Genomic DNA, 14,292 nt, shown 5'->3' with positions numbered 1-14,292 from the left:
AATAATACTTTAAAGGTCTGTCGAAGTTGGGAGACAGACCTTTAAAATATTATCAGGGATGTACTTTCATTTTTTCCGATCCGATTTTTATCTCGTCAACAACTCCCGGATCAAGCAGGGTAGAGGTGTCGCCGAGATTAGAGGTATCGCCTTCAGCAATTTTCCGAAGAATACGGCGCATGATTTTTCCCGATCGTGTTTTAGGCAAACCACTTACAAACTGAATCTTGTCAGGTTTCGCGATCGGGCCGATAATTCGCGAAACGGTCATGATAATATCCTTACGTGTAAGTTCCTCGTCACTATGATGTTCCGGGCAAACTACATAAGCGTAAACTCCCTGGCCTTTAATATCATGAGGGAAACCGACAACCGCAGATTCAACAACGCTTGAGTGCATGTTTATAGCATTTTCAACTTCAGCAGTTCCAATCCGGTGGCCGGACACGTTTAATACGTCATCCACCCGGCCGGTGATGCGATAATAGCCATCTGCATCGCGCAAACATCCGTCCCCAGTAAAATACAAGTTTTCATAAGTTGCAAAATAGGTTGTCCGGCAGCGTTCATGATCACCATAAGTTGTTCTCAGCATTCCCGGCCATGGGAATTTTATGCAGAGATTCCCGCTTACGTCATTACCCTCTAATTCCTTTCCATTTTCATCGACCAGTATTGGTTGAATACCCGGCAAGGGCAGAGTTGCATACCCCGGTTTTGTAGGTGTAACGTCAGCTATGGGCGATATCATGATTCCACCTGTTTCTGTTTGCCACCAGGTATCAACGATTGGACATTCCTTATTCCCGATATGCTCATCAAACCAGTGCCATGCCTCTTCATTGATTGGTTCTCCAACAGAACCCAGCTTTTTTAAGGAGCTTAAATCCTTGCCTTTCAGCGGATCTAATCCAAAACCCATTAAAGATCTGATTGCGGTCGGCGCAGTATAAAGAATGTTTACTTTATGTTTTTCAACGATATCCCAGAATCTTGATGCATTCGGCCAGGTTGGCACACCTTCGAAAAGAACCGTGGTCGCTCCCTGTGATAATGGACCGTATACTATATAAGAGTGGCCTGTTATCCAGCCAATGTCGGCGGTACAGAAATAGATTTCTCCCGGCTGATATTGAAATACATTTGAAAACGTATACCCGGTATAAACCATATAACCTCCGCAGGTGTGAACCACACCTTTAGGTTTTCCTGTCGAACCTGAGGTATAAAGAATGAACAACATATCCTCCGCGTCCATTTCTTCAGCCGGGCATTCGGGATTACCCATCGTTTCCACCTTTTTTATTTCATCTTCCCACCAAACGTCACGGCCTTTGATCATAGAAACCGGCGTGCGGCTTCTTGTAACAACAATAACTTTTTTTACAGATGGGCATTGAACCAGGGCGTCGTCTATGACTGATTTTAATGGGATATCTTTACCTCCCCTGAAACCGCCGTCGGCTGTAATTACCAGGTTGCATGAGGCGTCCTGGATCCGATCGGCGATAGATTGTGCGGAAAATCCTCCGAAAACAACGGAGTGGATAGCGCCGATACGCGCACATGCTAAAACGGCTATTGCCAGTTCAGGGATCATCGGCATGTAGATACATATCCGGTCGCCTTTTTGGATTCCGTTATTTTTTAAAACGACGGCAAACTGGCAAACTTTATCATGCAGTTGTTTATAAGTCAGCACACGATGGCTTTCTTCCGGATCGTTTGGCTCCCAGATAATTGCAGGTTTATCACCAATAGTATCCAAATGCCTATCCAGGCAATTTTCGGTTATGTTTAGTTTCGCTCCTTCAAACCATTTAATAGCTGGTTCTTTAAAATTCCAGTTTAAAACAGTATCCCACTTCTTTTTCCACTGGAAATTCTCAGCTATCTCTGCCCAAAATTTTTCTGGCTCTTTAACGCTGTAGTCGTAAGTCTTTTTGTAGTCTTCGAATGAAGAAACCTGTAAGTTCATAAATTAAGTTTGGTGGTTGTGCTGGTAAATTTATAAACTATTAACAGGTTTCACCAAGGGATTTTATTTATTGACAGCTCCTAATGGTAAAACAATCCTTCCATAAAGTTCATTCAGAACGTTCGCGATTCCGGTATAGACAGCCAGCGAGCCGCAAAGAATGCCTTCATAGCCGGCAAATTGTTTTAACTGAGCGTTGCCTGTCGCATCGCCGATTGCCAGCATAAAGAAAAGAACGGTGAGTGTTCCGAAAACTAACTGGAGTGCTTTATTTAACCGGAAGGTTCCGATAAACAGTAACAATGTAAATATTCCCCAAATTCCGAGATAAGCAGCCATACCAGTTTCAGATGTCGCAGGAATCCAGCCTAATTTCGGCATAACAATTAAACCTACAAGCGTAAGCCAAAAGCAGCCGTAAGATGTAAAAGCGGTTAATCCGAAGGTGTTATTTTTTTTCGCTTCGATAATACCGGCAATGATCTGCGCTAGTCCGCCGTAAAAAAGGCCCATTGCAAGGATCATTGAGTTAAGTTCAAAAACTCCGGCGTTGTGAATGTTTAGAAGGATGGTTGTCATTCCGAAGCCAAAGAGCCCAAGTGGTGCAGGGTTGGCGGTTTGATCTTTCACCGAAAGGTGATACGTGTTTTCGCTCATTATTTCAGATTTAAGTTTATTTGGTTGCTATAAACATAGTAATACAATCTCAAAAAATTCAAGGTGATTGATGTTTTATATTTACTCGTTTTTCGGTTTGAGAAGAGACAAACCGGGGCAAACGGTATATCATCTCAAATGATTTAAATGACTGAAATTTTGTGTACGTCAAGCCTTTACAGAGCAGGTAGGAGCATAGAAGTGCTATGATTATTTTTTGGAAAGCAGGGTTCCGAACTTTTGGTTTCCGATAGCCCTGCCAATGCTGCAAGCTTAAAGTGAAGGGAATTGCCGTTGGCAAGCTACTGCGCCTTCAAGCTTTTCGCGTATGTCAGGTTTATTACCGTTCAATCACTGTTGCTATTTCCGAATCCGGGCACGTGCCGTTAAAACCGATGAAAACAAAACGTTGTGCAATAAATCTGATCCGTTAGCTATTGGATGTTCTGATCTTTTCGCTTCTGATAGTTGAATTTGATACTTATTGAAAATGATACATTTATTCATATTACCAATTAACGTAATATCATAAATTCCTCAATATATTTTTCAATATCCTGTTGTGTATTAGAATTTTTATTCAGATATTTGCAAACTCTTTAAGAGGCTGTAGATAAAAGATAACGAAACACAACATAAGTCATGTCGAGAATTTGTGATTTAACAGGAAAAGCGCCTATCAAAGGTAACCACGTTTCTAACTCAAACGTGAAAACCAAGCGCAGATTTTACCCTAACCTTCAGGTAAAGAAATTTTATATTCCTGAGGAAGGTAAATGGATTACGCTGAAGGTTTCTACATCAGCAATCAAAACCATCAATAAAAATGGCATCAGTGCTGTGATTGATAAATTTTTGAAAAAAGGATACGTATAAATCTGCTGATAGCTGATAGCTGATAGCTCGTTGCTAACAGTGTTAAGCTAAAGCGTAAAAAATAAGAAAATGGCTAAGAAAGGTAATAGAGTTCAGGTTATTCTAGAATGTACTGAGCACAAAGAAAGTGGCTTACCTGGTATGTCTCGTTACATCACCAAGAAAAATAAAAAGAATACCACAGAGCGTTTGGAGTTGAAAAAATACAATCCTGTTCTGAAAAAGGTAACTGTTCACAAAGAGATTAAATAATTTTAACCTGGTTTTTCCAACGTTAAAATCTAATTTTTAAATAACATGGCAAAGAAAGTAGTTGCAACCCTGAAAACCGGTAAAGGTAAAGAATACTCAAAAGTTGTTACCATGGTGAAATCACCAAAAACTGGTGCTTACTCTTTTAAAGAAGCAATTGTACATAACGATCACATCAAAGATGCTATCGCTGCTTCAAAAGCGTAATTGTACTTCAAAATAGTTTAAAGGAGCCGTCCCGAGATGATCAGGAGGGCTTTTATTTTATAAGGATTATGGGATTATTCGATTTCTTCAAGAAAAAGGAAACATCTGTTCAGGAACAGGAAGCCCTTGATAAAGGCTTGGAAAAAACCAAAGAAGGTCTGTTTTCTAAAATTACGAAAGCTGTTGTCGGGAAAGCTACGGTTGACGATGATGTGCTGGATGAACTGGAAGAAATATTGGTAACGTCGGATGTCGGCGTTAACACAACCCTTAAGATAATCCAACGAATTGAAGAGCGGGTTGCCCGGGATAAGTACATTAATACCACAGAATTAAATGGCATTCTCCGCCAGGAAATTCAAAATCTCCTTGCCGAAAATAATAGCAGCGATTTCGAAAACTTCGAATATGGCAGTCATAAGCCTTATGTGATCATGGTGGTTGGTGTGAACGGAGTGGGCAAAACAACTACAATCGGCAAGCTGGCAAGCAAGCTGAAGGCCGCCGGGAATAAAGTCGTTTTAGGCGCAGCTGATACATTTCGTGCGGCAGCTGTCGATCAGTTAAAACTTTGGGGCGAACGTGTGGATGTTCGTGTCGTAGCTCAGGCGATGGGTTCGGATCCGGCTTCTGTAGCTTTTGATACCTTGCAATCTGCTGTGGCAAATGGCGACGATGTAGCAGTTATAGATACCGCCGGTCGCCTGCACAACAAGGTTGCGCTAATGAATGAGCTGAGCAAGATCAAAAATGTAATGCAAAAAGTTGTTCCGGGTGCGCCACATGAGATTTTATTGGTTCTCGATGCCTCTACCGGTCAAAATGCTATCGAACAATGTAGGCAGTTTACACAGGCAACTGATGTAAATGCGCTGGCACTAACTAAATTGGACGGCACAGCAAAAGGCGGTGTTGTAATAGGCATCTCTGACCAATTTAAAATTCCTGTTAAATATATCGGGGTAGGTGAAAGCGTAAACGATCTGCAGTTATTTGACCGTAAAGCATTTGTTGATTCATTATTTAAGCAGGAATAATCAGCCAGAACAAGAACGAAAAGTGCGATTGAAATGAAAACTAAATTTAAAGAACAGCCAGCTGTAATTTCTAAACCACGGGTAAACGTTGTTACGCTTGGATGCTCAAAAAACATATACGATTCGGAAGTTTTGATGGGACAACTTCGTGGTAATGCCATCGACGTAGTCCATGAAGCTGAAAAAGTTGGGCAAAATGATATTATCGTTATCAACACTTGCGGTTTTATTGATAATGCCAAACAGGAATCGATCGATACCATTTTACAATACAGTGAGTTAAAAGATCAGGGCAAAGTCGGGAAAGTAATCGTTACCGGATGCCTTTCTGAACGTTATAAGCCTGAACTGGAAGCGGAAATCACGAATGTAGACTCCTGGTTTGGCACGAATGACCTGCCGCAGATTCTTTCGACCTTAGGCGTTAATTACCGTCATGAGCTGATCGGTGAGCGTTTACTAACCACTCCGTCACATTTCGCTTACTTTAAGATCGCCGAAGGCTGTAATCGCCCATGCTCGTTTTGTGCAATTCCGCTGATGCGAGGTAAGCACGTTTCAAAATCAATCGAAGATTTGGTAAAAGAAGCAAAAACGCTTGCGAAGAACGGGACAAAGGAATTGATTTTAATAGCGCAGGATCTAACCTATTATGGCTTGGATCTTTACGGAAAACGCAATCTTGCTGATCTGATGAAACATCTTTCTGATGTTGACGGAATCGACTGGATTCGTTTGCAATATGCTTACCCTTCAGGCTTTCCGATGGAAATTCTGGATGTGATGAATGAGCGTTCAAATATTTGCAAATATCTTGACATGCCTTTGCAGCATATTTCGGATAACATGCTGAAATCTATGCGGAGAGGTATAACAAAGGAAAAGACCACGGATTTAGTGAAAGCCATTCGTGATAAAGTGCCTGATATTGCCTTGCGCACGACATTGATTTGCGGTTATCCGGGTGAAACCGAACAAGACTTTGATGACATGCGTAACTGGGTGGAAGAAACACGTTTCGACCGTCTTGGATGCTTTACCTACTCTCACGAAGAAAAAACTCACGCGCATTCGCTGGTGGACGATGTTCCTCAACAAGTTAAGGAGGATCGGGTAGATGCCATTATGGAAGTTCAGCAAGGAATTTCTTTCGATATCAATCAGCTGAAAATTGGCAAAACGTTCAAGGTTTTAATAGATAAAAAGGAAGGCGACTACCTGGTAGGCCGTACAGAATATGATTCGCCGGAGGTGGACAATGAAGTGCTTGTTGAAGCAACCAATGACTATATCTCACCGGGTGGGTTTGTAAACGTCGAAATAGACCGGGCTGAAGACTTCGATTTATATGGACATATTGTCAAATAAAAATGCTCATTTAGCTTATTGATTAAATAGCGCTATTTTCGTTCGCGATGAAAGCAGCTTACATCAATTACGATCAAACGCAGGCCTTTTCAAAAACGGTGATCAGTTACCTCAACGGCGACGATCGTCTGGATCCGTTTATCAATGAACGGGCGGATCTAAACGGATTTAAAAATCTTCTTTCTAAAAAAAAGGTTCTCGCTGACCGGAAAATCCTGGTCGAAGTTTTGAGGGAGCAATACAACGGAAAAACGACAGCGTTTGAGAAAGTAAGCGGTAACATCAAAAGTCTCGCAAACAACAATACTTTTACTGTAACAACGGGCCACCAACTAAATATTTTTACCGGGCCATTATTTTTTCTTTTCAAGATTGTACATGCGATCAATCTGGCTAAACAGCTTAGCGCTGAATTTCCGGATAAGAATTTTGTTCCGGTTTACTGGATGGCCACGGAAGATCACGATTTTGCTGAGATCAATCACACCAATTTACACGGAAAAAAAATATCCTGGGACTATGATGCTGCAGGCCCTACCGGAAAAATTTCTACCGAAACTATTTCAGAAACAGTCCGGCAGTATGCGGGTATTCTGGGGATTTCAGAAAATGCGCTGAAGCTTTCAGAAATTGTCAAAGCGGCTTATGCGCAGTCGACTCTTGCTTATGCCACACGATACCTGGTTAATGAATTGTTCGGGCAATATGGCCTGGTAATCATCGATGCCGACGATGTTCGGTTCAAAAAGCAATTCTCGTCAATTATAAAAAAGGACATCCTCGAACAAAACAGTTTCAGGGAGATTAACGAAGGAAGTGAAAAGCTGCATAAAGCCGGCTTTGAAAGCCAGGTGCATGCCCGTGAAATCAATTTCTTTTATGTAAAAGAAAACTTTCGCGAACGCCTTGTCTTCGAAAACCAGAAATATTTCGTATTGAATTCTGATCTCTCTTTTTCGCCGGGAGAGCTTGAGGCAGAGATTGACGGTCACCCCGAGCGTTTCAGTCCTAACGTTATGATGCGGCCGCTTTACCAGGAAGTTATTTTGCCTAATCTCGCTTATATTGGTGGCGGAGCAGAATTAGTTTACTGGCTGCAGCTGAAGCAGAATTTCGATTTTTACGAGGTTGATTTTCCGATATTGTTTCTGCGTAACTCAGCGCTGATCGCGGATGAATCGACGGAGGCGAAACTGAAAAGACTAAATCTTAACTTTATCGACCTGTTTGGTGATATCGACAAGCTGAAAGCAGACTGGGTCAAACAAAATAGTAACCATAGTTTAAACCTGGTTGATGAGTGGCAGGAGCTTCGATGTATTTTCGAAAAAATAAAGCTGCGGGCTTATAAAATTGATTCAACCTTAGCGCCCAGTACAGAAGCTGTTCGCGAGCGACTTCACCACAATATTCAAAATCTGGAAAAAAAACTGGTGAAAGCCGAAAAGCGGAATTATTCGACCGCATTATCCCAGATTGATGCAATAAAAGAAAAGCTTTTTCCGAATGGTGTTTTGCAGGAACGAGTAGAGAATTTTGGTTCGCTATACGTAAAATACGGTGACGATCTGATCGGCGGGCTAATCAAGAATTTACATCCGCTCGATTTTAAATTTACCATACTTTACTAAGCGGTTTTTCGCAAGTTAATCCATGAACGAACTTATATTTCAAGAAGCTTATTTACGAAACTTTACAGAATCAGTATTTAAAAAAATTGGTTGCCCGGATGAACACGCTGTCCTGGCTGCTGATGTGCTGTTGAAATCGGACCTTCGCGGAATTGATTCTCATGGCGTTGCCCGGTTAAGCGGTTATGTGCGTTTGTGGGAAAAGAAAAGGATCAATGCGACGCCTGATATAAAAATTGTTCATGAAACGCCAACTACCGCGACAGTGGACGGTGATGCCGGACTTGGTTTGGTTGTGGCTCCATTTGCTATGAAAGTGGCTCTTGAAAAAGCTGAAAAGTTTGGTTCGGGATGGGTGGCCGTCCGTAACTCCAATCATTTTGGCATTGCCGGTTATCACGCATTAATGGCCGTGGAAAAGGATATGATTGGCTTCGCAATGACGAATGCAAGTCCGCTGGTGGCGCCAACTTTTACTACGGAAAGGCTGCTCGGAACCAACCCGATGTGCTACGGTTTTCCTGCCGGAAATTATCCTCCGGTAATTGTAGATATGGCAACTTCGGCTGCTGCGAACGGCAAGCTCGAAATCGCTCAGCGAAAAAATAAACCAGTTCCCGACGGCTGGGTTCAGACATCAGACGGGCAGTTAACAACAGATGCTCACGCGTTGAAATCAGGAGGTTCATTGCTACCGTTGGGCAGCGATCGCGATCATGGGAGTCACAAGGGTTTTGGATTGGGAGCTACAGTTGATATACTTTCTGCGGTACTTTCTGGCGCGAATTATGGTCCATGGGTGCCGCCGTTCGTTTCGTTTATCGATCCATTACCGGATCTGCCTGGCGCGGGTATTGGCCATTTCTTTGGCGCCATGCGTGTTGACGGGTTCAGGCCGGTTGATGAATTTAAGCAGCACATGGATAAATGGATTGAGCGATTCAAATCGGCTAAGCCAATCAGTGCTGATCAGCCGGTTGTCATTCCCGGAGAGCCGGAGCTGGAAGCTGAAGTTTACCGAAGGGAAAATGGTATTCCATTAGTTGAGCCGGTGGTGAAGGATTTGAATGAGCTTGCCGGAAAATTGGGGGTTAGTCTGTTAAAACAGCAGATTTGATAACCGACGGTTTATAAGTCATCCGATGACTAATATTCAGCGCTAATAATCATCGGATGATTTACTTTACTTCATTTTCCCACTTATCGCATACTGAATGCCGCCAAGCAAATGTTTGAGATACAGGGGATCAGCATATGATTCGTCAGTATGGCCTAATTCGGTATAGAACGCCCGTCCGCCGTCATAATCGTGATACCAGCTCATTGGGTGATTTGGTCCGTTTTCGCCGCCGGTATAACTCGTCTCATCGATGGTAATCAGTACATGAAGATCACTGGCGATCCATTTGTAATTGTACCATTCATCCCAGCGTGACCATTTTTCGGGGAGGTGTTTTGTGGCAATAAAATTGCGGTCAATTACATTTAAAGTAGCCTGCTGCTGTTGCGGGTGTTTACTGAAATATGCGCCAACAAGATTGCCGTACCATGGCCAGTCGTATTCCGTATCGGTAGCCGCATGTACGCCTACAAATCCTTTTTTCGATTCAATGAATTTTTTTAAAGCATCCTGTTGGGTGTCGTTTAGCACATCGCCTGTTGTGTTTAAAAATACAACTGCTGCGTATTGACTCAGGTTGTCCGGAGTAAACTTTGTCGCGTCGGATGTAGAATCTGCGGAAAAGCTGTTTTCACCGGCCAATTTAAAAATAGCCGCGGCACCTGCCGGAATGGATTGATGATGAAAACCTGCTGTTTTCGTAAACACTAAAACTCTCGGTTTAACCGCCTCAGGGTTTTTCTCAGAACATGAAAAGGATACTGCTGCTAAAACGATCGTAACACTTTTAATAATTGATATCATTTCAGTTTTGTAAAATGGTTAGCGTTAAACTTTCTTCAGCACCTGTTGTTGCGCTGATGATTGGAAAACAAACTAAAATGCATAAAATTTATTCCAGCTCACAACATCTTTTTAAAAAAATATTTCAAACACACTGTTCGCGTTTTACTGCTCATTTTTTATATAAACCAATACCTGTTGCTTTTCATATTCGACGGCCGGAATGCAAAAGTTTCGGTTTCGCCATTTTTTGAAAACCTAAAAGCAATGTTGTGGTTTATTGATACCTACGTGATGAATAAAAAATAATATTTCATCGACGTAAATTTTGACGATTTAAATAAGGTAAGAACGATGGGAGAAAAACCGTCTGCCTGTATAAGAAAAATTAATGCAAACTAAACTTAAATTAAGATGAACAACTTTTTCAGAACACTGATCGCCGGCTTTGCCGCCTGGAAATGGGGCGGAGGATGCCTTGGAACAATAGCTATTTTCGTCATTGTTTACTGGCTGCTCGGCCACAGCGGATGTAACTAATATTAAAACCAGCCTTGGCTGGTTTTTTTGTTATACGCCTATAACGACGTATTGAGCCAGCTAATTAATGAAAAAATTAACGCGGCTCTGAATTTATAAAACCAATTTCCAGCAATTTTATTTAAAAGAATAGCGGCGCTGTTGCCGCGATCAATTCATCCGATGGAAAATCCGGATAATAAGCTGACCGTTGTATCTGCGAGTGAGGGTAAAAGTCTTTCTGTGGCAGGTAACACTTATCGCATTATCATTTCAGGCAAGCAAACCGGCGGCGCCTACGCAATTGTCGATATGCTTGTCCCTCCCAACGGCGGTCCGGGCCCGCATTCCCACGCCGGTTTCCAGGAAGCCTTCTATGTAGTGGACGGCGAAGTGGAGGTAAGGTTGGAGGGCGAGAAAATTACCGCAATCAAGGGCTCGTTTGTTAACATTCCTCTTGGCGGCTTGATACATCAGTTCAAAAATAAATCGGATACGCTTGCCCATATGCTGTGCATCATTACACCTGCCGGGATGGAAGAGATGTTTGAGGAAATTGGTGTGCCGGTAGAGAATGAAACCTTTCTATCCCCACCCAAAACCATGAGCGAGGAGGATATGGAGAAATTAAAATCTATTGGAGAAAAGTACGGACAAAAATTCTTTCCGCCGGATTATTTTGATAGCTGAATATAATTCATAATCTCATTAACAATACGCTTTTCCGGTAATAAAACCGAACAATTACTGTCCGGTTTCGAACGCTGTATAAAGTTGCTGCGTCTAAATCGCTCTCAATCAGTGTTTTTTTAATGTGGTATAAGTTTGGCAGGCATTTGCTGATCGTTAACGGCAAACCATGTTAAAAAACTACTTTAAAATCGCTTTGCGGAACATCCGTAAAAACAAAGTCTTTTCTGCTATTAATATTATTGGCCTGGCCGTCGGAATGGCCGCCTGCATTGTAATATTTCTATTTGTTTCGTACGAAAAGAGCTTCGACAGTTTTCATACAAAAAATATCTACCGGTTAAACGAGGTACAAAAGTTTCCGGGTATGCTGGCTTCTCAAAAAGTGGCGTTATCCATGTATCCAATGGGGCCGACGATCAAGAGCGAGTTTCCCGAAATAAAGAATTTTTCAAGGGTTAAATGGGATGATAAATATCAAATCACCTACAAAGATGAACGTCTATTTCTCCCGCAGGTGTTTGCTGTCGACTCAACTTTCCTAGAGCTGTTCGATTTTCCGCTTTTAAAAGGAGACCGCAAAACAGCACTCAATAAGCCTAACAGCATCCTTCTGACACATAAAACAGCCGAAAAACTTTTTGGCAAAACGGATCCGATGGGAAAAACGATCACGCATTACGGAACCGATACGGTAAGTTTTATTGTAACGGGAGTTCTGGCAAACGTTCCGCAAAACTCGCAGCTGCAGTTTGACGGGATTTACAGTTTCAGCTCTATCTATAAAAGTTGGATGTACAGCTGGGGAGGTAATTGGTTGAATACTTACTTCGATCTGAAGGAGGGTACTGATGCTGCCGCCCTGGAAAAGAAATTTCCGGCCTATCTTAAAAGACATTTGAATGGTGACGGTTGGAAATTTTATGAATTGTTTCTTCTTCCGTTTAAAGAGGTTCATGCTAATTCCGCAGATATTGGGTTGGATTACCTTAATCATCAAAAGTTCGATAAAAAAACTACCAGTCTTTTTACCATAATTGCCTGCATTGTATTGGCAATTGCCTGTATCAACTTTATGAATTTATCTACAGCCCGTTCCGCAGATCGAGCACGCGAAGTAGGTGTGCGTAAATCGATCGGTGCGTTCAGGTTGCAGCTGGTTGTACAGTTTCTGGGCGAAACAATCATCCTGTCATTAATAGGCCTGGTTTTGGCAGTCGGGCTCGTTGCCTTGGTTTTACCTTACATCAACCAGCTTAGCGAGCGTTCGCTAAAGTTATCTCTTAACGATCCTTCGTTTATCCTGATTGCTTTATCCGGCGCTGTAGTTGTTGGCGTGTTTTCCGGAATTTACCCTTCCTTGTTTTTATCGGCTGTAAAACCCGCTAAAGTACTTAAAGGCTCTATCGACACCGGGAAAGGTAAAAGTACGCTGCGAAACGTTTTAGTTATCGGACAATTCGCCAGTGCGATATTCCTGATGATCGCTACCATTTTTGTTGTCAGACAATTATTATATATGAAACAGCAGGATCCGGGCTTTAGTCGCGACCAGGTCGTTATTATAACGCTTGACGGTATGACTTCACGTAATTACGATCGACTAAAACAGGAATTTCAGGGTAATTCCATGGTTTCCGGCGTAACCGGATCAATCGATAATCTAGGAAGTCATCTTGACCAAACCGGCGTTCAATTTAAATATAAGGACAATCCATTGCGGGAAATGGCTACTACGCAATTGGTTGTAGATCATGATTATCTGAATTTATACGGAATAAAATTGATTTCAGGAAAGAACTTCTCGGCAGATAAAAACGCCAACGGGCGTGAATATATCATTAATGAAGCGCTTGCCAAAGAGTTGCTTAAAGATCATCCGAAGGCGACGGTTAATTCACTAATAGGCCAGCGTTTCGGCGGCGACTCGACCGGAACAATAACCGGTGTTGCGAAAAATTTCAATTTTAATTCCCTGCATTATCCCATTGAAACGATGTTTATGGTTAACCGCTCCGACTGGGGTTTCCGTTACATGTCTGTGAAAATTCGCGGAGGTAAGGCTAATGATGCCCTGTCGATGATGAAAAGCAAATGGGCGGCAATAAACCCGGAATTTCCTTTTGAATATCAATTTTTAGACGATCATTTTGAAGAAGTTTACCGTGCCGATAACCAGGTAAGCAAAATCGTGGGCCTGCTTGCTGGCCTGGCAATTTTCATTTCATGTTTAGGTTTATTCGGCCTGGCTTCCTTCTCGGCTGAAAAACGGGTGAAGGAAATCGGTGTGCGAAAAGTGCTTGGCGCTTCGGTTGAAAATATCGTAATGATGCTGGCCGGGAATTTTATTAAACTGGTGATGATAGCTAATATCATCGCATGGCCGCTTGCGTGGATGGCAGTAAACAAATGGCTGCAGGGTTTTGCCTATCGTATCGAGGTTAGCTGGCTGGTATTTGGTTTTATCGCACTGCTGTCGGTATTTATTGCGCTCGTTACTATCAGCTTTCAATCGATTAAAGCGGCGATAGCCAATCCGGTGAAGAGTTTGCGCAGTGAGTAGCTAGCTCTCTGGTGATATTTTTTATTGCTGTAAAGGCTAATGTTGTTCTATCAATTTCATGACGACTGCGCGGCTAAAAAAGACTTTTGGCCTTTCTGTAATTTCGAAACCATATTCTTTGATTTTATCTACTATAGCGTTAAACGATGACTTTGGAACATGAAATCTTTGTTCAGCGATGAAAATTTTTCCATCGGGTTGTAGTAATGATTTGATTTCATCGATGATATTGTCAAGGTAAGCCACCTCGTGAAAAGAATAGAACGCTACTGCAAAGTTTACTTTTCCGGTTAAGTTAAGAGTATGCTCTTGGGTTTGATGGACTTGAATAATATCTTTAAAGGTTGTAGCATTAATTTTTAACCGTAGTTGTTCAAGCATTCCAGATTGTAAGTCGGCGGCGATAATCTTTCCTGAATTTTTAAGTAAGCCGGCTATGGCAATTGTAAAGAAGCCGGGGCCGCAACCGAAGTCCAATACAGTCATTCCCGGTTTAATATATCGAGCCAATATTTTTTGGGGATTTTGCAGCTTATAGCGGAAGATGTTTTCCAGCGATCCGGATTTTTCAACAGGATGCAGATGTGGTTTTTTAATTTTTCCCATAGTGG

14 protein-coding genes are annotated in these 14,292 nt (G+C 42.1%); 10 read left to right on the top strand and 4 right to left on the bottom strand.

Annotated elements, in window-relative coordinates:
* Positions 1 to 52: 52 nt before the first annotated feature.
* Positions 53 to 1,978 carry an acetate--CoA ligase gene (gene acs, locus GS399_RS16920; RefSeq protein ID WP_160845838.1) on the bottom strand — a complete coding sequence of 642 codons (1,926 nt, stop codon included), beginning with the start codon at positions 1,976 to 1,978 and terminating at the stop codon, positions 53 to 55.
* Between the two features lie 63 nt (positions 1,979 to 2,041).
* Positions 2,042 to 2,635, bottom strand: a complete 594-nt coding sequence (locus tag GS399_RS16915) for an acetate uptake transporter (RefSeq protein ID WP_160845837.1) — start codon at positions 2,633 to 2,635, stop codon at positions 2,042 to 2,044.
* A 642-nt stretch (positions 2,636 to 3,277) separates the two neighbouring features.
* On the opposite strand from GS399_RS16915, the gene rpmB reads away from it, so the two are divergent.
* The 7 genes from rpmB to GS399_RS16880 all read left to right on the top strand — a co-directional run bounded on the left by rpmB (position 3,278) and on the right by GS399_RS16880 (position 9,123).
* Positions 3,278 to 3,511 (top strand): 50S ribosomal protein L28, encoded by a 234-nt coding sequence (gene rpmB, locus GS399_RS16910; protein WP_160845836.1) that lies wholly within the window; start codon positions 3,278 to 3,280, stop codon positions 3,509 to 3,511.
* Between the two features lie 69 nt (positions 3,512 to 3,580).
* On the top strand, positions 3,581 to 3,763 hold the full coding sequence (gene rpmG / locus GS399_RS16905; protein WP_160845835.1) for a 50S ribosomal protein L33: 183 nt from the start codon (positions 3,581 to 3,583) through the stop codon (positions 3,761 to 3,763).
* Positions 3,764 to 3,808: 45 nt separating this feature from the next.
* Positions 3,809 to 3,970 carry a DUF4295 domain-containing protein gene (locus GS399_RS16900; protein WP_160845834.1) on the top strand — a complete coding sequence of 54 codons (162 nt, stop codon included), beginning with the start codon at positions 3,809 to 3,811 and terminating at the stop codon, positions 3,968 to 3,970.
* Positions 3,971 to 4,038: 68 nt separating this feature from the next.
* Positions 4,039 to 5,007 (top strand): signal recognition particle-docking protein FtsY, encoded by a 969-nt coding sequence (gene ftsY, locus GS399_RS16895; RefSeq protein WP_160845833.1) that lies wholly within the window; start codon positions 4,039 to 4,041, stop codon positions 5,005 to 5,007.
* 33 nt (positions 5,008 to 5,040) lie between these two features.
* Positions 5,041 to 6,375: a 30S ribosomal protein S12 methylthiotransferase RimO gene (gene rimO, locus GS399_RS16890; RefSeq protein ID WP_160845832.1), complete on the top strand. Its 1,335-nt coding sequence runs from the start codon at positions 5,041 to 5,043 to the stop codon at positions 6,373 to 6,375.
* Between the two features lie 47 nt (positions 6,376 to 6,422).
* On the top strand, positions 6,423 to 8,006 hold the full coding sequence (gene bshC / locus GS399_RS16885) for a bacillithiol biosynthesis cysteine-adding enzyme BshC (protein ID WP_160845831.1): 1,584 nt from the start codon (positions 6,423 to 6,425) through the stop codon (positions 8,004 to 8,006).
* Positions 8,007 to 8,028: 22 nt separating this feature from the next.
* Positions 8,029 to 9,123, top strand: a complete 1,095-nt coding sequence (locus GS399_RS16880) for an Ldh family oxidoreductase (RefSeq protein ID WP_160845830.1) — start codon at positions 8,029 to 8,031, stop codon at positions 9,121 to 9,123.
* Positions 9,124 to 9,189: 66 nt separating this feature from the next.
* On the opposite strand, the gene GS399_RS16875 is transcribed toward GS399_RS16880, so the two are convergent.
* On the bottom strand, positions 9,190 to 9,930 hold the full coding sequence (locus tag GS399_RS16875) for a ThuA domain-containing protein (RefSeq protein WP_160845829.1): 741 nt from the start codon (positions 9,928 to 9,930) through the stop codon (positions 9,190 to 9,192).
* A 393-nt stretch (positions 9,931 to 10,323) separates the two neighbouring features.
* Here GS399_RS16875 and GS399_RS21010 point away from each other — a divergent pair, with 393 nt between their 5' ends.
* The 3 genes from GS399_RS21010 to GS399_RS16865 all read left to right on the top strand — a co-directional run bounded on the left by GS399_RS21010 (position 10,324) and on the right by GS399_RS16865 (position 13,681).
* A complete protein-coding gene (locus GS399_RS21010) occupies positions 10,324 to 10,449 on the top strand; it encodes a hypothetical protein (protein WP_255491707.1) in 126 nt (41 codons plus the stop codon).
* 141 nt (positions 10,450 to 10,590) lie between these two features.
* Positions 10,591 to 11,118 (top strand): cupin domain-containing protein, encoded by a 528-nt coding sequence (locus GS399_RS16870; protein ID WP_237487982.1) that lies wholly within the window; start codon positions 10,591 to 10,593, stop codon positions 11,116 to 11,118.
* Between the two features lie 169 nt (positions 11,119 to 11,287).
* Positions 11,288 to 13,681, top strand: coding sequence for an ABC transporter permease (locus GS399_RS16865; RefSeq protein ID WP_160845828.1), 2,394 nt, complete (start codon positions 11,288 to 11,290; stop codon positions 13,679 to 13,681).
* Positions 13,682 to 13,717: 36 nt separating this feature from the next.
* Here the strand turns inward: GS399_RS16865 and GS399_RS16860 are convergent, their stop codons facing one another.
* Positions 13,718 to 14,287 carry a class I SAM-dependent methyltransferase gene (locus tag GS399_RS16860; RefSeq protein ID WP_160845827.1) on the bottom strand — a complete coding sequence of 190 codons (570 nt, stop codon included), beginning with the start codon at positions 14,285 to 14,287 and terminating at the stop codon, positions 13,718 to 13,720.
* Positions 14,288 to 14,292 lie beyond the last annotated feature (5 nt).

Origin of the sequence: Hufsiella arboris (genome assembly GCF_009834875.1) — a bacterium.
Lineage (GTDB): Bacteria > Bacteroidota > Bacteroidia > Sphingobacteriales > Sphingobacteriaceae > Hufsiella_A > Hufsiella_A arboris.
This window is presented reverse-complemented; position numbering and strand designations above follow the sequence as displayed.

Excerpts from the sequence above, each read along its gene's own strand:
- rimO (WP_160845832.1), top strand. The coding sequence starts at position 5,041 with ATGAAAACTAAATTTAAAGAACAGCCAGCTGTAATTTCTAAACCACGG.
- GS399_RS16915 (WP_160845837.1), bottom strand. The coding sequence starts at position 2,635 with ATGAGCGAAAACACGTATCACCTTTCGGTGAAAGATCAAACCGCCAAC.
- GS399_RS16860 (WP_160845827.1), bottom strand. The coding sequence starts at position 14,287 with ATGGGAAAAATTAAAAAACCACATCTGCATCCTGTTGAAAAATCCGGA.
- GS399_RS16865 (WP_160845828.1), top strand. The coding sequence starts at position 11,288 with ATGTTAAAAAACTACTTTAAAATCGCTTTGCGGAACATCCGTAAAAAC.
- bshC (WP_160845831.1), top strand. The coding sequence starts at position 6,423 with ATGAAAGCAGCTTACATCAATTACGATCAAACGCAGGCCTTTTCAAAA.
- acs (WP_160845838.1), bottom strand. The coding sequence starts at position 1,978 with ATGAACTTACAGGTTTCTTCATTCGAAGACTACAAAAAGACTTACGAC.
- rpmB (WP_160845836.1), top strand. The coding sequence starts at position 3,278 with ATGTCGAGAATTTGTGATTTAACAGGAAAAGCGCCTATCAAAGGTAAC.
- GS399_RS16875 (WP_160845829.1), bottom strand. The coding sequence starts at position 9,930 with ATGATATCAATTATTAAAAGTGTTACGATCGTTTTAGCAGCAGTATCC.
- rpmG (WP_160845835.1), top strand. The coding sequence starts at position 3,581 with ATGGCTAAGAAAGGTAATAGAGTTCAGGTTATTCTAGAATGTACTGAG.
- GS399_RS16900 (WP_160845834.1), top strand. The coding sequence starts at position 3,809 with ATGGCAAAGAAAGTAGTTGCAACCCTGAAAACCGGTAAAGGTAAAGAA.
- GS399_RS16880 (WP_160845830.1), top strand. The coding sequence starts at position 8,029 with ATGAACGAACTTATATTTCAAGAAGCTTATTTACGAAACTTTACAGAA.
- GS399_RS21010 (WP_255491707.1), top strand. The coding sequence starts at position 10,324 with ATGAACAACTTTTTCAGAACACTGATCGCCGGCTTTGCCGCCTGGAAA.
- ftsY (WP_160845833.1), top strand. The coding sequence starts at position 4,039 with ATGGGATTATTCGATTTCTTCAAGAAAAAGGAAACATCTGTTCAGGAA.